Source organism: Rodentibacter genomosp. 1 (genome assembly GCF_001999285.1).
Lineage (GTDB): Bacteria > Pseudomonadota > Gammaproteobacteria > Enterobacterales > Pasteurellaceae > Rodentibacter.
Genome location: NZ_MLHN01000003.1, coordinates 160,838 through 183,021, shown reverse-complemented (window position 1 = coordinate 183,021; position 22,184 = coordinate 160,838). Strand labels below are relative to the sequence as shown.

20 protein-coding genes are annotated in these 22,184 nt (G+C 39.8%); 5 read left to right on the top strand and 15 right to left on the bottom strand.

Annotated elements, in window-relative coordinates:
- Positions 1-202: 202 nt before the first annotated feature.
- The 4 genes from gltS to BKK54_RS02275 form a co-directional block, all read right to left on the bottom strand.
- Positions 203-1,417, bottom strand: a complete 1,215-nt coding sequence (gene gltS, locus BKK54_RS02290) for a sodium/glutamate symporter (protein WP_077541126.1) — start codon at positions 1,415-1,417, stop codon at positions 203-205.
- Between the two features lie 33 nt (positions 1,418-1,450).
- On the bottom strand, positions 1,451-3,709 hold the full coding sequence (gene parC / locus BKK54_RS02285; RefSeq protein WP_077541124.1) for a DNA topoisomerase IV subunit A: 2,259 nt from the start codon (positions 3,707-3,709) through the stop codon (positions 1,451-1,453).
- 13 nt (positions 3,710-3,722) lie between these two features.
- Complete coding sequence (gene parE / locus BKK54_RS02280) at positions 3,723-5,621, bottom strand: DNA topoisomerase IV subunit B (protein WP_077541122.1); 1,899 nt, start codon at positions 5,619-5,621, stop codon at positions 3,723-3,725.
- Positions 5,622-5,693: 72 nt separating this feature from the next.
- Positions 5,694-6,629, bottom strand: a complete 936-nt coding sequence (locus tag BKK54_RS02275; RefSeq protein WP_077541120.1) for a Kdo(2)-lipid IV(A) acyltransferase — start codon at positions 6,627-6,629, stop codon at positions 5,694-5,696.
- A gap of 86 nt (positions 6,630-6,715) precedes the next feature.
- On the opposite strand from BKK54_RS02275, the gene hldE reads away from it, so the two are divergent.
- Complete coding sequence (gene hldE, locus BKK54_RS02270) at positions 6,716-8,146, top strand: bifunctional D-glycero-beta-D-manno-heptose-7-phosphate kinase/D-glycero-beta-D-manno-heptose 1-phosphate adenylyltransferase HldE (protein WP_077541118.1); 1,431 nt, start codon at positions 6,716-6,718, stop codon at positions 8,144-8,146.
- A 39-nt stretch (positions 8,147-8,185) separates the two neighbouring features.
- Here hldE and BKK54_RS02265 read toward each other — a convergent pair whose 3' ends face one another.
- The 4 genes from BKK54_RS02265 to BKK54_RS02250 form a co-directional block, all read right to left on the bottom strand.
- Positions 8,186-9,598, bottom strand: a complete 1,413-nt coding sequence (locus tag BKK54_RS02265) for a hypothetical protein (RefSeq protein WP_077541116.1) — start codon at positions 9,596-9,598, stop codon at positions 8,186-8,188.
- A 183-nt stretch (positions 9,599-9,781) separates the two neighbouring features.
- Positions 9,782-10,306 (bottom strand): GNAT family N-acetyltransferase, encoded by a 525-nt coding sequence (locus BKK54_RS02260; RefSeq protein ID WP_077541114.1) that lies wholly within the window; start codon positions 10,304-10,306, stop codon positions 9,782-9,784.
- Entirely contained in the window at positions 10,291-10,749 is a 459-nt protein-coding gene (locus BKK54_RS02255) for a GNAT family N-acetyltransferase (RefSeq protein ID WP_077541112.1), read from the bottom strand. The genes BKK54_RS02260 and BKK54_RS02255 overlap by 16 nt, the downstream gene beginning before the upstream one ends.
- 4 nt (positions 10,750-10,753) lie before the next feature.
- Positions 10,754-11,188, bottom strand: a complete 435-nt coding sequence (locus BKK54_RS02250; protein ID WP_077541110.1) for a MarR family winged helix-turn-helix transcriptional regulator — start codon at positions 11,186-11,188, stop codon at positions 10,754-10,756.
- Positions 11,189-11,382: 194 nt separating this feature from the next.
- Here BKK54_RS02250 and rpsO point away from each other — a divergent pair, with 194 nt between their 5' ends.
- The gene (rpsO, locus tag BKK54_RS02245) at positions 11,383-11,652 is read left to right on the top strand and encodes a 30S ribosomal protein S15 (protein ID WP_005628925.1); all 270 of its coding nucleotides are present in this window, start codon (positions 11,383-11,385) and stop codon (positions 11,650-11,652) included.
- A 102-nt stretch (positions 11,653-11,754) separates the two neighbouring features.
- Here rpsO and BKK54_RS02240 read toward each other — a convergent pair whose 3' ends face one another.
- Entirely contained in the window at positions 11,755-11,973 is a 219-nt protein-coding gene (locus tag BKK54_RS02240; protein ID WP_077541108.1) for a YdcH family protein, read from the bottom strand.
- A gap of 196 nt (positions 11,974-12,169) precedes the next feature.
- Here BKK54_RS02240 and serS point away from each other — a divergent pair, with 196 nt between their 5' ends.
- Positions 12,170-13,459 (top strand): serine--tRNA ligase, encoded by a 1,290-nt coding sequence (gene serS / locus BKK54_RS02235; RefSeq protein WP_077541106.1) that lies wholly within the window; start codon positions 12,170-12,172, stop codon positions 13,457-13,459.
- Positions 13,460-13,534: 75 nt separating this feature from the next.
- Here serS and tpx read toward each other — a convergent pair whose 3' ends face one another.
- The 3 genes from tpx to serC form a co-directional block, all read right to left on the bottom strand.
- Positions 13,535-14,032, bottom strand: a complete 498-nt coding sequence (gene tpx, locus BKK54_RS02230) for a thiol peroxidase (protein WP_077541104.1) — start codon at positions 14,030-14,032, stop codon at positions 13,535-13,537.
- A 9-nt stretch (positions 14,033-14,041) separates the two neighbouring features.
- On the bottom strand, positions 14,042-15,151 hold the full coding sequence (gene hisC / locus BKK54_RS02225) for a histidinol-phosphate transaminase (protein ID WP_077541102.1): 1,110 nt from the start codon (positions 15,149-15,151) through the stop codon (positions 14,042-14,044).
- 84 nt (positions 15,152-15,235) lie between these two features.
- On the bottom strand, positions 15,236-16,321 hold the full coding sequence (serC, locus tag BKK54_RS02220; RefSeq protein ID WP_077541100.1) for a 3-phosphoserine/phosphohydroxythreonine transaminase: 1,086 nt from the start codon (positions 16,319-16,321) through the stop codon (positions 15,236-15,238).
- 189 nt (positions 16,322-16,510) lie between these two features.
- On the opposite strand from serC, the gene BKK54_RS02215 reads away from it, so the two are divergent.
- Entirely contained in the window at positions 16,511-16,852 is a 342-nt protein-coding gene (locus BKK54_RS02215; RefSeq protein ID WP_077541098.1) for a DUF496 family protein, read from the top strand.
- A gap of 64 nt (positions 16,853-16,916) precedes the next feature.
- On the opposite strand, the gene folK is transcribed toward BKK54_RS02215, so the two are convergent.
- The 3 genes from folK to dksA form a co-directional block, all read right to left on the bottom strand.
- Positions 16,917-17,393 carry a 2-amino-4-hydroxy-6-hydroxymethyldihydropteridine diphosphokinase gene (gene folK / locus BKK54_RS02210; protein ID WP_077541096.1) on the bottom strand — a complete coding sequence of 159 codons (477 nt, stop codon included), beginning with the start codon at positions 17,391-17,393 and terminating at the stop codon, positions 16,917-16,919.
- 25 nt (positions 17,394-17,418) lie between these two features.
- A complete protein-coding gene (gene pcnB / locus BKK54_RS02205; protein ID WP_432213693.1) occupies positions 17,419-18,852 on the bottom strand; it encodes a polynucleotide adenylyltransferase PcnB in 1,434 nt (477 codons plus the stop codon).
- 232 nt (positions 18,853-19,084) lie between these two features.
- Positions 19,085-19,522 (bottom strand): RNA polymerase-binding protein DksA, encoded by a 438-nt coding sequence (dksA, locus tag BKK54_RS02200; protein WP_059365396.1) that lies wholly within the window; start codon positions 19,520-19,522, stop codon positions 19,085-19,087.
- 259 nt (positions 19,523-19,781) lie between these two features.
- Here dksA and BKK54_RS02195 point away from each other — a divergent pair, with 259 nt between their 5' ends.
- Positions 19,782-22,169, top strand: a complete 2,388-nt coding sequence (locus BKK54_RS02195) for a DNA internalization-related competence protein ComEC/Rec2 (RefSeq protein WP_077541093.1) — start codon at positions 19,782-19,784, stop codon at positions 22,167-22,169.
- Positions 22,170-22,184 lie beyond the last annotated feature (15 nt).

The window sequence follows — 22,184 nt, the reverse complement described above, 5'->3', positions numbered from 1 at the left end:
TTATGTAGCAAATGCACAAAAACAGAAATTTCAACGATATGTAGGGACACACTGAGTGTGTCCGAATTTTAACATATTGAAATAATTTGATTTTATAGCGGACACACGCAGTGTGTTCCTACAATCTAACCAAAAAACAGATTTATACAATTGTTACAAAATAAAAAGAGCGGTCAATTTTACCGCTCTTTTTTACACATTATTAGTGTAGATAAGTCACCACAGCTAAGAAAACTTTTAATAGTGAGGCATTAATTAAGTCAATAAAAAATGCACCCACCATTGGTACGATTAAGAAAGCCTTGTGAGACGCACCGAAACGGCTAGTGATTGCTTGCATATTTGCTACTGCAGTTGGTGTTGCACCTAAACCGAAACCACAGTGTCCCGCACTGAGTACGATCGCATCGTAATCTTTACCCATGGCACGATAAGTCACATAAATAGCGAAGAACGCCATAAAGGCAACTTGAATTGCTAGGATAATTAATACATCTGTTGCAAGGCCGGCTAATTCCCAAAGTTTTAATGACATCAAGGCAATGGCTAAGAAGATAGATAATCCCACACTGCCGAGAACATCAATAGCTGAATCTGCCACACGGAATTTGAAGATATGTGCTAATGCATTACGAATGATAACGCCGGTAAATAAACACCAAACGAAGGTTGGTAATTGTAATGCCGTACCTTTTGTCACGCTGTCTAGATATTGACCGATCAATAGACAGAAAGACATCATTGCAATGGTTTCAATGATAGAACGTGCATTGACTTTACGTTGGTAGGTTGGATGCTCAAAGGCTTCTTGGACATCATCTACTTCATCATTTTCCGGGTTTTCCCCTTGTTTTTGACGATTTAGCAAGAAACGTGCTACCGGGCCGCCAATAATACCGCCGAAAACTAAACCGAATGTAGCACAAGCCATGGCAATTTCTGTTGCCGCCGGTAAGTTAAATTCCTTGATGAAGGTTTCAGCCCAAGCCGCACCGGTACCATGACCACCGGTTAAGGTGACGGAGCCCGCTAATAAACCATAGGCAGGGTCAATACCTAAAATCTGAGTGCCAGCAATACCGATCACGTTTTGGAAGAAAATTAACGCCGCGGCAACAAAAAGAAAAATAATTAATGGTTTTCCACCTTTAATTAAACGGGCAAAATTTGCACTTAAACCGATTGATGAGAAGAAAACTAACATCATTGTGGTTTGTAGGCTTTTCTCAAAGGTAAATGAAGTACCATCTATTTGATACCAAATTGTCAATGCGATAGCGATAATAAAACCGCCGACAACCGGTTCAGGAATATTAAAGTTTTTCAGTACGCTAATGCGTTTTACTAAAAAATAGCCTAATAATAAAACAAGGCTGGCGAGTGCCAGTGTTTGATAAGTATCGAAAACAATATTCACGAAGTATTCTCCTCTTAGTTTGTTTTGGAAAATTTATGTGTTGTGTTCAGGATCAATCACCGTAATATCCACATTGCTGTGTAAGCCTCGGGGGAGTTGCGATCCTTTTCTGCCTCGTTCTGTGCGGAACTTTTGCAGATCTTCTGGCTTTAATGTCATTTTTCGTTTGCCGGAGTGGAACTCAAGAGCGGCTTGATCTGAAATGAGCAATAATTTCACTAATAATTCGCTACGATCTTTTGCATGAGTCGCAGAAATACTCACGATTTTATTGCCTTTACCTTTTGATAATACCGGTAAATCTTGTACCGGGAAAATTAACATTCTGCCGGCTGAAGTCAAGGCAACGAGAAGTGCGCTTGAATCCGACAGAATTTTTGGCGGCAACACTTTGGCATTTTCTGGTAAAGAAATCAAGGCTTTTCCTGCTTTGTTACGTGCAATTAGATCTTCAAATTTACAAATGAATCCATAGCCCGCATCAGATGACATCAATAATTCCTGTTGATCCGCTTCCATGATGACATGCTCAATAGTGGCACCAACAGGCAGAGTTAATCTACCTGTAAGTGGTTCGCCCTGTGAGCGGGCAGAGGGCAGGGTGAGCGGATCAACGGCATAGCTGCGTCCGGTGCTGTCAATAAATACGGCAGCTTGGTTGCTTTTACCACAAGCATGAGCGCGATAACCATCACCGGCTTTATAACTTAATGCTTTTGGATCAATATCATGCCCTTTGGCACAGCGTACCCAGCCCATTTCCGACAAAATAACAGTAACCGGTTCTGCCGGTGTCATTTCGCTTTCTGAAATCGCTTTGGCTTCTTCACGTTCGACTAATTGTGACATCCGTGGACTGGCGTATTTCTTAGCATCTTCTTGGATTTCTTTCTTAATGAGCGTATTGAGACGACGTTCAGAGCCTAAAATCGCTTCTAAATTTGACCGCTCTTTTTCCAACTCATTTTGTTCGGCACGAAGTTGGTGCTCCTCTAATTTTGCTAAGTGACGCAAGCGTAAGTTTAAAATCGCATCGGCTTGCTCATCACTTAAGTTAAAGCGTGCCATGAGTTCTGTTTTGGGATCATCCTCATGGCGAATAATCTCAATGACTTCATCAATATTTAAGAAGGCAATCATTAATCCTTCTAAAATATGCAGACGGGAAAGCACTTTATCAAGACGATATTGCAAACGGCGTGTCACCGTAGTGCGGCGGAAATGTAGCCATTCATTGAGAATTTGCACTAACCCTTTTACTGCCGGTTTATGATCAAGCCCAATCATATTCATATTCACCCGATAGCTTTTTTCCAGATCGGTGGTGGCGAATAAATGTGCCATGAGGGCATCGGTATCCACCCGATTGGAACGAGGCACGATGACAATACGAATCGGGTTTTCGTGATCGGCTTCATCACGAATATCTTCCACCATCGGCAATTTTTTCGCCGTCATTTGATCGGCAATTTGCGCAATGATTTTAGAGGGCGAAGCTTGGTGTGGCAGGGCGGAAATAATAATTTCCCCGTCTTCTTTTTTCCATGTCGCACGCATTTTTATCGAGCCACGGCCTTGTTCGTAAATTTTACGAATTTCCGTTTTTGGCGAAATAATTTCTGCTTCAGTTGGAAAATCCGGCCCTTGTACAATGTTTAATAGATCATCAAGATTAGCTTTGGGACTATCAAGTAATAAAACGGCAGCATCGGCAATTTCATTAATATTATGAGGGGGAATATCCGTTGCCATTCCTACCGCAATCCCTGTTGTACCGTTAAGTAAGATATGGGGTAAACGTGCAGGCAAATATTGCGGTTCTTCTAACGTACCGTCAAAGTTCGGTTGATAATCTACCGTGCCTTGTCCGAGTTCGGACAGTAAAATTTCAGAAATTTTGGACAGGCGTGATTCCGTATAACGCATTGCCGCAAAAGATTTGGGATCATCAGGCGCACCCCAGTTACCTTGACCGTCCACCAATGGATAACGATAAGAAAAGGGTTGGGCCATCAATACCATGGCTTCATAGCAAGCGGAATCCCCGTGAGGGTGGAATTTACCCAACACATCCCCCACCGTCCGTGCGGACTTTTTGTATTTTGCGGTGGCATTTAAGCCAAGTTCTGACATGGCATAGACAATACGGCGTTGTACGGGTTTTAAGCCATCGCCAATAAAAGGCAATGCACGATCCATAATGACGTACATGGAATAATTAAGATAGGCACTTTCGGTAAAAGTGCGGAGCGGCATTTGCTCAATGCCTTCATAGTTGATATTTGTACTCATATAAATTTTCCCATTACACCGTTAAATCCACTTGATCGCCTTTGGTTTGTAGCCAATTTTTTCGATCTTCGGAACGTTTTTTCGCCAACAACATATCCATCAATTCTAAGGTTTCTGTACCTTGTTCTTCTTCTGAATTGTAGGTTAATTGCACCAAACGGCGGGTATTCGGATCCATGGTGGTTTCCCGTAATTGAGAAGGATTCATTTCACCCAAACCTTTAAAACGTTGAACATTTGGTTTACCTTTTTTATTTTTCAGGCGATCTAAAATTGCCTCTTTTTCCCCTTCATCCAAGGCGTAGAACACTTCTTTATTTAAATCAATGCGGTAAAGAGGGGGCATTGCCACATAAACGTGTCCCTCTTGTACTAATTTGGGGAAATGACGTAAGAATAAGGCACAAAGTAATGTCGCAATGTGTAAACCGTCTGAGTCGGCATCAGCGAGGATACAGACTTTTCCGTAGCGTAGTTGGGACAGATCATCACTGTCCGGATCGATGCCTAATGCCACCGCGATATCGTGAATCTCTGTGGAACCGAGAACCTGTTCCGGTGAAACCTCCCAGGTGTTCAAAATTTTTCCCCGTAACGGCAAGATTGCCTGATATTCCCGATCTCGGGCTTGTTTTGCCGAGCCGCCCGCAGAATCCCCTTCCACTAAAAATAATTCAGTTTTTTCCAGATCTTGTGAACCACAATCTGCTAATTTACCCGGTAATGCCGGGCCGCTTACCAGTTTTTTCCGCACCACTTTTTTGGCGGCACGCAAACGGCGTTGGGCAGAGCTGATCGCCATTTCTGCCAGTTTTTCCGCATCTTGGACATTTTGGTTAAGCCATAGGCTGAAGGCATCTTTTAAAACGCCGCTGACAAAGACTGCACTTTGACGAGATGATAAGCGTTCTTTGGTTTGTCCGGCAAATTGGGCATCTTGCATTTTGAGCGAGAGAATATAAGCACAACGATCCCAAATATCATCAGCGGTGAGCTTAACACCACGAGGGAGCAGATTGCGAAATTCGCAAAATTCACGAATCGCATCAAGCAAACCTTGGCGTAAACCATTGACGTGTGTGCCGCCTTGAATAGTTGGGATCAAATTTACATAGCTTTCACCGATCAATTCTCCGCCCTCAGGCAGCCATAATAATGCCCAACTGACCGCTTCATTATTGCCTTTAAATTCGCCCACGAAAGGTTTTTCCGGCAAGGTTTCATAACCGTTGACAGCTTCAATAAGATAGTCGGACAAACCGTCTTCATATAGCCATACATCTTGTGTGTTGTTGATTTTATCCGTGAATTTAATTTCCAGCCCTGAACATAACACGGCTTTGGCACGCAATAAATGGCGTAAGCGACTGACGGAAAATTTTGCACTATCGAAATATTTCGGGTTAGGTTTGAAGTGAACGGTCGTACCGGTAGTGCGTCTGCCGCAGGTGCCGACCACTTCCAATTCTTCCACTTTTAGCCCATTTTCAAAAGCGATTTTATATACTTCGCCATTGCGTTTGACTTGAATATCCACTCGCTCGGAAAGGGCATTCACCACAGAAATCCCTACGCCGTGCAAACCACCGGCGAATTCATAGTTTTTATTGGAAAATTTACCACCGGCGTGAAGTTTGGTTAAAATCACTTCCACGCCTGACACGCCCTCTGTCGGGTGAATATCCACGGGCATTCCCCGACCGTTATCAATGACTTCAAGCGATTGATCAGCGTGCAAAATCACTTCAATTTTTGTGGCGAATCCGGCAAGGGCTTCATCCACACTGTTATCAATGACTTCTTGGGCAAGGTGGTTTGGACGGGTGGTGTCAGTGTACATACCCGGGCGGATTTTCACCGGTTCGAGATCTTTTAATACGGTAATTTCTTGAGCTGAATAATTGGCTGTCATTTGGTTATTCGTTAAATATGAAAAAATTGCGAAAGAGTGTATCAAAAAGTGCAGTCATTTTCGACCGCACTTTTAATCATAAAGGCTTGGGTCATTTTCACTTGGGCGTGTTTTAAAACGGCGGTGTAACCACATATATTGTGCTACTCCTTTTAGAATTTCTTTTTCCACCACTTGATTCATCCTGGCGGCAACAGAGGTTTCATCCGCTAAATCGGTAAAATCAACAGGAGCGGAAATACTCACCGTATAGCCTGAGCCATCTTTGTTACGTAAAGGGGCAAAGGGAACGATTTTACTTTTCGGAGAGGATTTTAATAGATAGTAGCTGCCGGTGGTAGTGCAAGCATCGGGTACGGCAAAAAATGGTACAAATACCGCATTTTTTCGCCCATAATCGTGATCAGGCGCATACCAAATGGTTTCACCTTGGCGCAGGGCTTTAATCATACCTCGAAGATCTTTACGATCTAACATATCTTTATTGGAACGCAAACGCCCTTGCGTTTGTAGCCAGTCCATTAGAGGATTGTCATTAGGGCGATACACGCCCAATCCCGGGTGATGTAACCCCACAATACGCGCACCTAGTTCCAGAGTGAGAAAATGGACACCGACAAAAATAATACCGTCTTGTTGGCTCTCTTTGAGATGATGTAAGCCCTCAATTTTCGACCATTTTTTTATGCGGGCATCAGACCAAAACCAAGCCATACCCGTTTCAATAATCGCCATACCAACAGCACGCAAATTCTCTTTTAGGATATTTTCCCGTTCTTTTTCCGACATTTCAGGAAAGCAAAGTTCAAGATTGCGGTGCGCGATAGCAGCACGGCGTTTGCCGATTTTTAATCGGGAAAAAAGCCAGCCCAAGCCGTTACCGATGTGGCGTAAAATTGGGTAGGGCAACAGTAAAATGGCACGCCAAAGAGCAAGTCCAAGCCAGAATCCCCAATATTTAGGGGCAAGAAAAGTGCGTTGAAACCTAGGGAGTTTGTTATTTTTCATTATCATTCTCCATGAAATTGCGCGGTAGTTTAACGTAAAAATGACTTGTGGTAAAATCACGTCAATTTTTTCCAAGAGAGAATAGCATGGCTCAGTATTTAGCAGAATTTAAACAGGCAAAAGTCCTTGTATTAGGCGATGTAATGCTTGATCGTTATTGGTTTGGTGCAACCAACCGAATTTCACCTGAGGCACCGGTGCCGGTGGTGCGAGTGCAAGAAAATGAAGAACGTGCCGGTGGTGCAGCGAATGTGGCGATGAATATTGCCTCACTGAATGTGCCTGTACAATTAATGGGATTGATTGGGCAAGATGAAACCGGTGCAGCATTGTCTAATTTGCTTAAAGAACAAAAAATTGATTGTAATTTTGTCGCATTAAGTACCCACCCGACCATTACTAAATTACGTATATTATCCCGTCATCAACAGCTTTTACGCCTTGATTTTGAAGAAGATTTTAACAATGTAGATTGTCAGGATTTACTTTCTAAGCTGGAAAGTGCGGTTAAAAATTACGGTGCTTTAGTGCTTTCCGATTATGGTAAAGGTACACTGAAAGACGTGCAAAAAATGATTCAAATTGCCCGTCAGGCGAATGTGCCGGTGTTAATTGATCCAAAAGGCACGGATTTTGAGCGTTATCGTGGGGCGACCTTGCTCACACCCAATATGGCAGAATTTGAAGCTGTAGTGGGCAAATGCAACACGGAAGAAGACATCATTGAAAAAGGCTTGAAATTAATTTCTGACATAGAATTGACCGCACTTTTGGTGACCCGTTCAGAAAAGGGCATGACCTTACTTCGTCCAAATCAAGAACCTTATCATTTACCAACCGTAGCGAAAGAAGTCTTTGATGTGACTGGCGCAGGGGACACGGTGATCAGTGTATTGGCAACCGCACTGGCAGATGGGCGTTCTTTTGAAGAGTCCTGCTATTTAGCGAATGTTGCCGCAGGCATTGTGGTAGGGAAATTGGGAACATCAACAGTTTCCAACGTTGAGCTTGAAAATGCGATCCATGCACGTCCGGAAACCGGTTTTGGTATTATGACGGAAACTAAGCTCAAAGAAGTCGTCAAACAAGCGAAAGCCCGTGGTGAAAAAATTGTGATGACAAACGGCTGTTTTGATATTTTACATCCGGGTCATGTGTCTTATCTTGAAAATGCCCGTAAATTAGGTGATCGTTTAATTGTTGCTGTGAACAGCGATGATTCTGTCAAACGCTTAAAAGGCGAAAGCCGTCCAATTAATCATCTTGATTCCAGAATGGCAGTATTGGCTGGGTTATCCTCCGTGGATTGGCTTGTGCCTTTCTCGGAAGATACGCCACAACGCTTAATTGCTGAAATCTTACCGGATTTATTGGTGAAAGGCGGCGATTATAAACCGGAAGAGATTGCCGGTAGCCAAGAAGTGTGGGCAAATGGCGGGGACGTGAAAGTATTAAACTTTGAAAATGGTTGCTCTACCACAAATGTGATTGAAAAGATTAAATTGTTGAAAGATTAAATTGAAATAAAAGGTTGGGAATGCCCAACCTTTTATTAATTATGAATGAAATTTCTCAATCTCTTTTTCGCTACTTTTTACAAAAAAATAAATCATCCCTGCAATCACAAAAGTGAAACCTAATGAAACAATCCAATAACCGGGACCGAAAGCAGTGGGATTGACTGTCATATAAATGAGTGAGCCAACAGTGCATAAAATCACACCAATACGTAATCCCCATTGAATCATTTGATTTTGTTTTTCTTGCAAGAAGTGTTGCATAAATAGCATCATTGTCATGATAGCCGGGAATAGAATTAAGCTCACATCTAAGTGTAACATTCTGAAGGCAAAACCAAAATCAGCTAAAGGGACATCATTTGATGAGCTGTATAAGTTAGCTTGATATTCTTGTAAAAAGCCCATTCCCGCAACAGTGATAATAATACAAGTCCAAGTTAATAATAGACCGCCTAACGTATATTTAGCTGTTTGAGTTAAAGTTTCATGATTTATTCTTTTGCCAAATAATATTGCAAGAATCATAAATAATCCTCCGAAGAGAAATAATGTTCCAATCACAAAATCAACAAGATCAATACCTGCTACGCTTTGTCCACGTGCAGCATAGAATCCTTTTTCTGTAAATATATGTGGAATTTGCCAATTTACACCGGCAAAACCGGCTACAGCTAAAATAATCGTCATTAAAATTAATCCAATGGTTGCCATATATTCACCACTGATTTTAAGTGTTTTGGCTATACCTGTTAGATTTTTACTATATTTCCAACTTATGATTGAGAGAATTAATCCAATAATGGCAATTACAATCATATCTGAGTGTGCACGTAATAAATTATCATTCCATTCTGTTAATGAGTAGCCAATGTGGTTAGCATAAGCACTAAATATTCCCAAAATATCGCCGTAATCTAAAATTACGCCCATAAGATCGCCAATTAGTGCTGCAATAATTGCAGATCCTGAGGAGGTGGTGACGAGATAGTAAGTTGATGAATGTTTTAATGTTTTATTTTGGGTATTTAAAAGTCCGATAAATAAGGCTATTAAGATAGCATCTAACGAAAAAAATGAGAGAGTTTGGTACCATAACCATAATTTAGTTTCTTCCATAGAGCGGTTAATCGCACCACCTGTAATACCAAAGAAAATTGTAGAAACAGTGCAGTAAAAAATAATTTTTTTATAAACATTTTTTAAATCAAAAATTTGGCTAATACTTAAACACGTTAATCCGGCTAAACCAACAGTAAGTCCGTGGAAATACATGATTCGTGAATAATCTACAGGGGTTTTTCGATCCACAAAAATAGAAAAAGGATTAGAGATAAAAATACTGCCAATTGCATAAACGAGCAAAGCAATAAGTAATAGTTTGATAATTGGTTGCCAGGAATAGCCTGCAATACCAAGTTCTGTAGAATTTGATTCTTTGGATTGGTTCATAGGAGCCTCGAATAAAATTTTTATTTGATTGAATTAAGGGAGCTAATAGTAGAAATAAGAAAATAATCCTATATCGTACTTTATTATAATTTTAGTACTATATAGGATTAAATCAATAGGGGAATGTAAAAAAATGTAAAATAGTATTTTGAGAAAAGAAAAAAGTGGGATACCCCACTTTTATTATTTTAAGATTTTTTTCATCATAATATCCGTTTGAGCATCATTTCCCATCATAAAGGTGTGCTTGTCAAATTCTACAAAGCCATTTTTTCGATAGAAATTTTGAGCTTTATGATTATGTTCCCATACGCCAAGCCAGATATAGTCTGCTTGGTATTTTTGAGCAATATCTAAAGCTTGTTGAAATAGGGCTTGTCCCACGCTTTTGCTATGATATTGATTCAATACATAAATACGCTGAATTTCAACCGCACTTGGTGATTGTTTTTCTGTTTGTGCGGCGCCTAAATTCACTTTTAGGTAGCCGAGTATTTCACCTTCGGATTCTGCCACATAAAAGAGCATTTCTTTGTTTTCTAATTCACTTTCGAGTTGTGTGAGACTAAAACTTTCTTGCAGATAGTTTTGCATATCCTCATCACTACAAGTGCCGACAAAGGTTTCAAAGAACGTTTGTTTACTTAAAGTTTGTAGCGCATTAACATCGTTTAAAGTGAGTTTTTTGATATTTAATTGATTTTCCATTCGTAGTTTACCCATTCGTTATTTTGTTGTGCTCCAAGCTTTTTGTAAAAATGTTTTCCGCTTTCGTTCCAAGAAGCAACTGTCCATTTTATTTGCTGACAACCGTAATTTTGAGCTTCAGCTTTTAAGGCTTGCATTAATTTTTCACCGATTTTCCGTCCTCGATAATGTTCATCAATATAGAGTTCTTTGAGGTAAATAGCAGGGCGATTTTGAGCGGTATAAGGCAGAAAATAATAAACGGCAATGCCTACAATATTTTCTTTATCAGTGGCGACCAGACAATAAAAATCTGGTGGGTTTTTATTAAAACCACATTCTTCGACAATTTTAGGGGTAATGGCAAAGTTATCAATATAGTGTTCAAAAATAGCGAGTTCTTTCATTAAATGCCATATTTTTTCACAATCTTGTCGTTTAGCTTTTCTAATGAGAATGTTCATTTTCCTATCCTCGTTTTTGGTTAAGTTGTTGTGAAAAGATATCAAGTAATCGTTCCACTTCGGTTAAAAGTGCGGTCAATTTTTCAGAAGAATATTGTTGTTCTGTCTGCCATTCAATTTGAGTTATTTCTGCAATGATTGGCTCAATAAACATTTTGCCTTCTTCAGTCAATCCAATCTGCTTACTACGTTTATCTTTTTCATCTGTGATAAATTGTAAGTAGCCTTTGTTATCAAGTTGTTTACAGATTGATGTGACAGTTTGTTTTGGTAAACTCCACCGTTCCCCTATGGCAGTAGGCGATGATGTTCCATTGCGTCCAATATGATAGAGAAAATGGAGTTCGTTCAAGGTGATTCCTTTCTGTTTAGACCAATTTGCATAGAGAGAGGATAGCTTTGCGGAAAGATCTGAAAGTTTATCGAATTGTGTTGGCATAATTAGTCCTATTTCGTTCGGTTTTTTTTTGCTATTTTAGTACGAAATAAGATTAAATCAAGCCTAGGATTTTGGATATGATAGGAATGACTTGCTTTTGTTATACACAATAGATAGAATGCCCACTCCTTGTCATCGCTGAGTTAGAGATCGGCGAATGATGTATCAACAACACTACCTTTTAGGAGTAAAAAATGTCTCTAAGTACTGAAAAAAAAGCGGCAATCGTTGCTGAATTTGGTCGCGATGCGAAAGATACCGGTTCTTCTGAAGTTCAAATCGCATTATTAACTGCACAAATCAACCACTTGCAAGCACACTTTGCTGAGCATAAAAAAGACCACCATGGTCGTCGTGGTTTATTACGTATGGTTTCTCGTCGTCGTAAACTTTTAGACTACTTAAAACGTACGGATCTTGCTTTATATCAAAGCACTATCGCACGTTTAGGTTTACGTCGCTAATTTTTATTCCAATATTAAACAATTTAGCCCTCAATTTTGAGGGCTTTTTTGTGTGTAGTAATATGCTTAGAAAAGTTCGAGCGATTTGGTTGAACCTACTTTTTATTCCTCCGCTTTCTTCTTCAAATAAGTATAAAGCTCATCTTTAATCCGTAATTTTTCTTTCTTCAAGATCTCAATTTCCGTATGAGTTGCGAGCGTAATATTTTCCTCTTTATTTTTAATATCATGATCTAATTCATTATGTTTTTTAAATAAACGATCAAAATAAGCATCATGATTCTTAAGTTTGGTGATTAATTCTCTAAATTCGGGAAACATAGGTAAGCTCCTGTGAATGGTTAAAAACTGTTTCTACTTTAACCTATTTATAAAAAATTAATAGAACCGAATCACAAAAATTTGAACCGGATCACAAAATAAAATCCTTATTCTCCATTGGGTTTTAACTGGTTTATTTAGTGAATCCACGCTAGAATAAGGGCATTTTATTTCAATGAAAAACTAAGGAAATGCAATGATCGATCCAAATTTACTCCGCAACAATTTGGCGGAAGTCGCAGAAAAACTAAAAATTAAACGTCACTTCATTCTTGATACCGAAAAACTTGTGGCGTTGGAAGAACAGCGTAAAACACTTCAAGTTAAAACAGAAACCTTGCAGGCGGAACGTAATACTCGCTCGAAGGCTATCGGGGCGGCAAAAGCCCGTGGTGAGGATATTGCCCCATTACTTGCTGAAGTCGATAATATGGGCAACCAATTAAATGAAGCGAAAACTCAATTAGATGAAGTTTTGGCGGAAATCAATCAAATTGCATTAACCATTCCAAATTTACCGGCAGATGACGTGCCGCTTGGTAAAGATGATTCAGAAAACCTCGAAATTTTACGTTGGGGAACGCCAAGAGTTTTTGATTTTGAAATTAAGGATCATGTTACTTTAGGTGAGCAAATTGACGGTTTGGATTTTGCTGCCGGAGCAAAATTGGCGGGGGCGCGTTTCGCCGTGATGAAAGGGCAAATTGCTAAAATGCATCGTGCTTTAGCCCAATTTATGTTGGATCTTCATTCGGAACAACATGGTTATTTAGAAACCTATGTGCCTTATTTGGTTAATCATGCAACCCTTTACGGTACAGGGCAATTACCAAAATTTGGTGAGGATTTATTTCATACCAATGCTTTAGAAGGGGAGCAGCCTTACGCCTTAATTCCAACGGCGGAAGTACCTGTAACGAATTTAGTCCGTGATGTGATTCTTGATGACGCAGAATTACCGATCAAAATGACCGCACATACGCCATGTTTCCGTTCAGAGGCAGGATCTTACGGGCGTGATACGAGAGGTTTAATCCGTATGCACCAGTTTGATAAAGTGGAAATGGTGCAAATTGTTGATCCGGATAAATCAATGGAAGCCCTTGAAGAATTAACCGGTCATGCGGAAAAAGTATTGCAATTACTCAATCTTCCTTATCGTAAAGTATTACTTTGTACCGGTGATATGGGCTTTGGTTCTTGTAAAACCTATGATTTAGAAGTGTGGGTGCCGGCACAGGATACTTATCGTGAAATTTCATCTTGTTCTAATATGTGGGATTTCCAAGCCCGCCGCATGCAAGCCCGTTGTAAAGCGAAAGGGGATAAGAAAACCCGTTTAGTGCATACGTTAAATGGCTCGGGGTTAGCGGTAGGGCGTACGTTAGTTGCCGTACTTGAAAACTATCAAAATGCCGACGGCTCAGTTACCGTACCGGAAGTTTTGCGTCCGTATATGGGCGGGTTAGAGGTTATCGGCAAATAATACCGATATTCGGCGAGTAAAAAGTGCGGTCAATTTTAACCGCACTTTTTGTTTTCTATATACTACAATCGTTTTTTATAATACTGCTACTGCGGCATCATAATTCGGTTCGCTTTTAATTTCAGACACCAATTCGCTGTGTAACACATTGTTGTTTTCATCTAACACGATCACAGAGCGGGCAGTTAAACCGGCAATCGGGCCGGTTGCAATAGCTACACCTAAGCTCTCATGAACATCTTTATGGCGGAAAGTGGAAAGTGTTTGCACATTTTCAATGCCCTCTGCACCACAAAAACGGGCTTGAGCAAAAGGGAGATCCGCTGAAATACATAATACGACGGTATTTTCCAAATTTGCCGCACGTTGGTTGAATATACGTACTGATGTCGCACAAATACCGGTATCAATACTTGGGAAAATATTTAATACTTTGCGTTTTCCAGCAAAACTTTCTAAGGTGACATCCGCCAGATCTTTATTGGTTAAGATAAGGTTATCAACTTTTTCACCTTTTTGTGGAAAATAACCTTTAATTTCAATGGGATTTCCCATCATTGTTACTACTGTCATAAAAAGCTCCTAGTTAGCTTGAGTTAAATTGAGCACGTTAATTAGTGCGGTAAAAAATTTGTCGTTTTCGTGAGGTAATCCAATACTAATGCGTAAATGATTCGGCATTCCGTAGCCAGCAATGGGGCGGACAATCACGCCTTCTCGCAATAACGCCTCATAAATTGGCATAGCAGGCTTTTTGAAGTCGATTGTAATGAAATTGCCTTTTGAGGGAATATAATCCAAGCCGTATTGTTGGCAGAAATGTTCATAACGAGCCATTTCAGCACGGTTATTTGTTGCCACTTTTTCAATGAAAGCGTCGTCATTCATCACGGCAATCGCTGAGGCAAGCGCTAAACTATTGCAGTTAAATGGCTGACGAACACGGTTTAATAAATCGGCAATTTCAGGATTAGACACCGCATAGCCAATCCGTAAGCCGGCTAATCCATAGGCTTTCGAGAGTGAACGGGAAATTATGAGATTAGGGTATTTTTTCAATAAACCGAAAGAATCGATCCGTTCTTCGGGCAGGGTAAATTCCGTATAGGCTTCGTCTAATATGAGCAGTACGTTTTCCGGTACTTTTTCTAAAAACGCATCAATTTCCTGTTCTGTGAGAAAATTCCCCGTCGGATTGTTCGGATTCGCAATAAAAATTAATTTGGTTTTATTGGAAAGTGCGGTCAAAAATCCCGCTAAATTGTGTCCCCAATCCTTTGCCGGAATTTCTTTTGCCGTGGCATTAATCGCCTTTGTCACAAGGGGGTAAACGATAAAAGCATATTGTGAATAAATGATTTCGTCCTCTTCACCGGCAAAAGTATGGGCGAAGAGTTCAAGTAAATCATTTGAACCGTTGCCTAAGGTAATTTGATTCGGCTGAACACCAAATTTTTTGGCGATGGTTTGCTTTAGCTCAAAGCCATTTGCATCAGGGTAACGGGTGAGCTGATCCAATTGGTTGATAATGGCTTGTTTTGCACTCTCGGGAAAACCGAATGGGTTTTCATTAGAGGCAAGTTTAACGATATTAGAAATACCGAGTTCACGTTCAAGTTCTTCGATCGGTTTACCCGCCTGATAAGGGGAAAGCGATTTTACGCCTTGATTGGCGATATTAATATATTGCATAGTTTTACATTTATTAAGATAGAAGGGCGTTTTATCACGCCCACAACATTGAGCGTTGAATTTACTATTATGCCTTTGTTACGCTTAGGAGAGATTCTCCGCTTCAAATTTTTTCATAAATTCAATTAACGCTTCCACACCTTCTAAAGGCATTGCATTATAAATGGAGGCACGCATACCACCCAGAACTTTATGACCTTTTAACGCTTGTAAGCCGGCTGCCGTTGATTCTGAGACGAATTTTGCATCTAATTCCGGGTTGCCGGTAACGAAGGTGACATTCATTGTGGAGCGATTTTCTTTTGCCACAACATTTCGGTAGAGTTTGCTGGAATCAATATAATCATAAAGGGTTTTCGCCTTTAGTTCATTTCGTTTAGCAATCATTTTCAAGCCACCGAGTGCTTTAATATGTTTAAATACTAAAGAGCATAAATACCAAGCAAAAGTTGGTGGGGTATTGATCATTGAATCCGCATCTCGTTGTATTGCATAGTTCCAAATGGAAGGCGTTTCTTTACGCGCATTGCCAATCAAATCTTCACGAACAATCACCAATGTAATCCCGGCTGGGCCGAGATTTTTTTGCGCACCGGCATAAATTACACCGAATTTGCTAATATCAATTTCACGAGAAAGAATATTAGAGGACATATCCGCGACAAGTACGGCATTTCCAACCTTTGGTACGTCAAAAATTTCTACGCCGCTAATAGTTTCATTAGGGCAATAGTGGACGTAACCATACTGATCGGCAATATCACTGAAATCTAATCGGGTTATACGGGTATTATTGCCATTTTCAACAATCGTAATTTCATCAATTTCTGCAAAATTGCGAGCTTCTTTTGCCGCAGTTGCAGACCAATGTCCGCTATTTAAATAAAGTGCTTTTCCTTTTTGGCCGATAAGGTTCATTGGCAATGCAGCAAATTGACCACGTGCACCACCTTGTAAAAATAACACACGATAGTTGTCCGGAATGTTATAGATTTCGCGTAGATCTTTTTCTGCTTCTGCGATGAGTGACATAAAATATTTGCCACGGTGGCTCACTTCCATCACGGACACGCCTTGTCCTAACCAGTTGGTGAGTTCCGCTTGTGCTTTGTGCAATACTTCAGGAAAAATCATAGCCGGACCGGCACTAAAATTGAAGACTTGAGACATTGTGTTTCCTTGTTTTTTGAAAAATAATAGACCACGTTTTATCACTAGAAAAGCGGATAATCAATGGTTTTTAGAAAAAACCGAGATTTTTTTGATATAAGCCACAAAATTTAAATTTAAGGTTTTGACGACAGGGGAAAAAAAAGCTAAATTACGGTCAGTTATTTTGTCTAAATAGAGAGAGCAATTATGGAAACAGTGAACAAACAATCCTTTCAAGAAGTATTAGAATATGTGCGTATGTATCGTTTAAAAAATAAATTAAAGCGTGATATTGAAGACATTAGCCGTAAAATTCGCGATAACCAAAAACGCGTATTATTACTTGATAATTTGAATCAATATATTCGTGATGATATGGATATTGAAGATGTTCGTGCCATTATTGAGAATATGCGTGATGATTATGAAGCACGTGTTGATGATTATACAATTCGTAGTGCGGAGCTTTCTACTCAACGCCGTGAAATCAGTGGAAAAATGAAAGAGCAAAAGAAATCTCACGAAAATTTGCTAAAGAAATCAAAATAAAGTCATAGAATAAACATCACCAATAAAAACAACCGCACTTTAGCAATTAAAGTGCGGTTACTTTTTAGATTATTTTCATTGAATGGTGGATAAAATTTAACGCTAATTCAGTAAGTTTTTTCCCATCAGGAAAAATAAGATCAGGTGCAATTTCTACTAAAGGCACAACCACAAACTCCCGATTGTGCATATCATAATGGGGGACGGTTAAGCGCTCATTTTGAATGATTTCATTGCCGTAGAGCAGAATATCTAAATCCAATGTTCGTTCACCCCAACGACGTAAACGTACCCGCCCTTGTTCATTTTCGATACGTTGTAATTCATCTAACAATGATAATGGGGGAAGTGCGGTTGTAATTTTTGCTACTGCATTGACATAATCCGGCTGATCTTGTGGACCGAGCGGTTTGCTTTGATAAAATGAACTTACCGCAAGAAGTTGGGTTTTCGGTAGGTTTTCAATCCCGTTTAATGCACTATTGAGCTGCTCAACGGGGGTGTTTAAATTGCTACCAAGGGCGATATAAGCAGTGATCATCGTTGTTATTCCAATTTTCTTATACTTATTTTGGGTTACGACGTTTACGGGGGCGGAAGTATTTTTTCTTCGGTTTTGGATGTAAACGTTGCTGCTCTTGGACAAGTTGATGACGTTGTTCGCTATTGCTGAATTGATATTCATGCCACCATTTAGCGAGTTCAACGATCTCACCACCTTCAATTTCAGCACGCATCATTAATAAGTCAAAGGCTGCACGAAATTTGGGATGTTCCAGAAGGCGTACAGGTGTTGAACCGGTGCGTTTGAGCAATTGTAATTGCAAGAACCAAATGTCACGAATCACTGCGGTATGACGACGTGGTGCCGCTAACGTGTGACAACATAAGTCTAAAATCTCATTACCTGCTAAAGCATAAGCATCGTGATTATTTAATCCCCCCTCATTTTTTAAAATTTCCACTTTTTCACGTAATGGATACCAAAAAAAAGCAGCAAATAAAAAGGCGGGGTTAATGCGTAATTTATCCGCAATACGCTCATCTGTTGAAGTGAGGGCAATAATAATCATCCTTTCGGCAAAACTGTCTTCTTTTTCCGTGAAAAAAGGTGTGAGGCCGGGAAATAGCTGTTCAAACAACCCGTATTGACGTAGTAAACGATAAGTTTTTACACCCTGCCCGGTTTGTAATAATTTTAAACTTTCATCAAATAAACGTGCCGGCGGAATATTTTTTAGTAAATGTGCTAATTCACGAATGGGCTGTTCGCTTGGTTTTTCAAGGAACATATCTAATTTCGCCATAAATCGAATTGAGCGGAGCATCCGCACCGGATCTTCTTGATAGCGGGTGATAGGATCGCCAATTAAACGTAATTTACCGGCTTTGAGATCAGCAATACCGTTGAAATCGTCACGTAGCGTATTATCTTGAGGATTATAATAAAGAGCATTTACGGTGAAGTCTCGGCGTTCTGCGTCTTGTTCAACAGAACCATAGACGTTATCACGTAAAAGCATCCCCTCATCATTTTGTTTTGCTTGCTGTTCGCTATGGGCATCATTATGATTGGCACGGAAAGTTGCAACTTCAATAATATCGCGGCCAAACATAATATGTGCTAGGCGAAAACGACGACCGACTAAGCGACATTGGCGTTGAAAAATTTTTTGAATTTGCTCAGGTCGGGCATTGGTAGCAACATCGAAATCTTTTGGGTGTTTACCCAATAAAAGATCCCGAATACATCCGCCGACAATATAGGCTTCAAACCCTTGTCGTTGCAATTTTTCTACGACGGTAAGTGCATTGCGACTAAACATACGAGGATGAATGCCAAAATGCGAAGCTTTAATCACATTTTTATTATATTGATGCTTTTGGCTGTTTTTTTTGTGGCGTAATACGTTTGGTTGCTCAACTCCTCTAGAATGAGCACTTGTTTGGGCGGTTTGTTTTTTTGAATTTTGTGATGATTTTTTCTTTTTACCAAACAAATTTTTAATATAAGTAAGAATAATAAACTCCATTTGTTTTGATGATTGGTGATAGGAATACTACAAAGGCATCAGCTTTTAACATATTGAAATAATTTGTTTTTTATCGCAGATACAGGTGTGCGTTCCTAAATTTTGTTGAAATTCCTGTTTGTGTATTTGTCACATAATGTTGTAAACGCAAAAAGTGCGGTCAATTTTAACCGCACTTTTATTTCCTGAACAAAATAAATTAACCGGCGACTTGTTTTTCACGGATTTCCGCAAGGGTTTTACAGTCGATGCACAGATCCGCTGTTGGGCGGGCTTCCAAACGACGAATACCGATTTCTTCGCCACAAGAATCGCAGTAACCGAAATCATCGGTATCCAGTTTTTTCAATGTGGCTTCAATTTTTTTCATTAATTTACGCTCACGATCACGGTTGCGTAACTCCAAACTGAACTCCTCTTCCTGAGTCGCTCGATCAGCCGGGTCTGGGAAGTTTGCCGCTTCATCTTGCATATGTGCAACTGTACGAGAAGCCTCTTCCACGATTTGTTCGTGCCAAGCCGTTAAGATTTTTTTAAAGTGAAGAAGTTGATTTTCATTCATATATTCTTCATCTTTTTTTGGTTGATATGGTTTTACGCCGGCTAGCTCTAATAAACTTAACGTTGCCTTTGACATATCTCACTCCTAATACGAACAGAATTTAAGCGTGAAGTTCACGACTTCCTGTCATAGTTTATAATTCGTTCTCGATGATGTGACTGAGAACCCGATTTTTGAGGGCGATATAAATAGCAAAACTTTTCACGTTTAGCAAATAAAATTTCCCCACTAAAATTGTATTTTGCGATCAATGTCGCAAAATTTATAAGGGGAGATTGCCTATTCGCTTAAAAATACATAGCGTTCACTTATTTTACTGTGCAATTTTCCCCTTATGCCTTTTACTGTGTTTATGTTCGCCACAAGTATGATCGTGGCATCATTGTCATTGCTCTTTTTACCCAATTTTATGTTAATCAGTGGAAAGCAAATGTTGTTAGGTAATTTAGTTCTCACGCTGATAGCAGTTTGTTTTTATTGGGGCAAAAAATTTTCTGTTTCTCGTGTTATCGTGCGTTTAAATATACTGATAGTTGCGTTAGGCTATGCCCATTCTTCCGCCTTAGATTTATTGTCTCAAGTGGAGAAAATTCAGGTAAAAAAGCAGTCGATAGTCTTCACAATTGAGGAAATATTACACCAACAGACATATCAAACGGTGATTGTACGCACGGTATTAAAGGAAGGGGAGAAGGCACAACGTATTTTCTTAAATTGGAAAGCGAAAGAACGTCCTTTTTTAGGTGAACGATGGCAGGGAGAGGTTTCTCTCCGCCCACTGTCTGCACGATTGAATTTTGGGGGATTTGATCGTCAACAATGGTATTTTTCCAAGGGGGTGATTGCCACCGGAACCTTAAAAAGTGCGGTTAAAATTGGCGATGATTTCTCATGGCGGGAGAAAAAACTCCAACAAGCACTAAAACAAACGGAAAATTTATCCTCACAAGGTTTATTGATTGCATTAGCCTTTGGAGAGAGAGCTTGGTTAGATAACACCATTTGGCAGGTTTATCGACAAACAAATACCGCACATTTAATAGCAATTTCCGGTTTGCATATTGGATTAGCAATGGGGATAGGATTTCTATTGATGCGTATTGTGCAATTTTTTCTTCCAACAAAATTTATTTCTCCCTCTGTACCTTTTCTATTCGGCGTTATGTTCGCCTTATTTTATGCCAATCTCGCAGGTGCGAGTATTCCCACTTTTAGAGCAATTTCTGCGTTAATGTTTGTTTTTGGGATTCAAATGTTTCGGCGATATTATTCCGCTTTTCAATTATTTATCTTGGTAGTGGCTTTCCTTCTACTGAACGATCCGTTAATGTCGCTTTCGATGAGTTTTTGGCTTTCGATAGGTGCGGTATTTTGCCTAATTGTTTGGTATCGCTATGTGCCACTTTCTTTATTTCAATGGCGATATCGACCTTTCCCTCAAAAAGTACGTTGGATTTTGGGGATACTTCATTTACAGATTGGCTTGCTATTATTGTTTACGCCACTGCAAATATTTTTGTTTAATGGCATCTCATTGAATAGTTTTGTTGCGAATTTAGTTGCCGTTCCCCTGTATAGTTTTTTCCTTGTCCCTTTAATTTTGTTTGCGGCATTAACGAACGGTGCATTTTCTTCTTGGCAACTTGCGAATGGCTTCGCTGAAGGGGTGACACAAACCATTGCTTTTTTTCAGGGCCACTGGTTTAGTATTACCTTTGATTTGTCTTTAATATTAACCGCACTTTTCAGCATTCTTTTTCTTCTTCTAGTTCATTTTATTTATCGTGAAAAACCGCAGCCGCTCCAAATCAGAACGATAAAACCAACAGGATTTTTTACCCTTAACATTAATAAATCATTACCTAAGGTTTTGAAAACACAAGTTATTTTGATTTCAACCGGCGTAGCGATTTTGTCTTTATTAGTTGTTACGATCCGACAAGCCCAAAAACCAATGTGGCAACTTGATACACTAGATATCGGGCAGGGGTTGGCCACTTTGATTGTCAAAAATGGTCGGGGAATTTTGTATGATACAGGGGCGGCATGGGTAGGGGGTTCTATGGCGGAATTGGAAATTTTACCTTACTTGGAGCGTGAGGGCATCGTGTTAGATAAGGTAATACTGAGCCATGACGACAATGACCATTCAGGCGGAGCGAAAGCGATATTAAATGCTTTCCCAAACGTGGTATTGATCAGCTCATCAGAAAGAAACTATGGTGAAAACAACCGCACTTCTTGCATTGCCGGTAAAATATGGAAATGGCAAGAAATCCGTTTTCAAGTGCTTTCTCCGAAAAAGAAAGTGAATCGTGCTGATAATTCGGATTCTTGTGTGATTTTGGTGGACGATGGTAACTACAGGGTATTACTTACCGGTGATGCTGACATACAAAATGAACGATTTTTTACCCGCACTTTAGGAAAAATTGATGTATTGCAGGTTGGGCACCATGGCAGTAAAACTTCCACTGGTGAGGTTTTACTTTCACACACTAAGCCTGATCTGGCGATTATTTCAAGCGGGCGTTGGAATCCTTGGAAATTTCCTCATCACTCTGTGGTGGAACGTTTAAAACGACACCAAATTGCCATAGAAAATACTGCAATTTCGGGACAAATTCGGGTGAGCTTTTATCAAAATGAATGGAAAATTGATCGTGCAAGAATGCCTTTTTCTCCTTGGTATGCGTATGTGATTGGATTATCAACGGAATAAAAGGTACAATGCGAC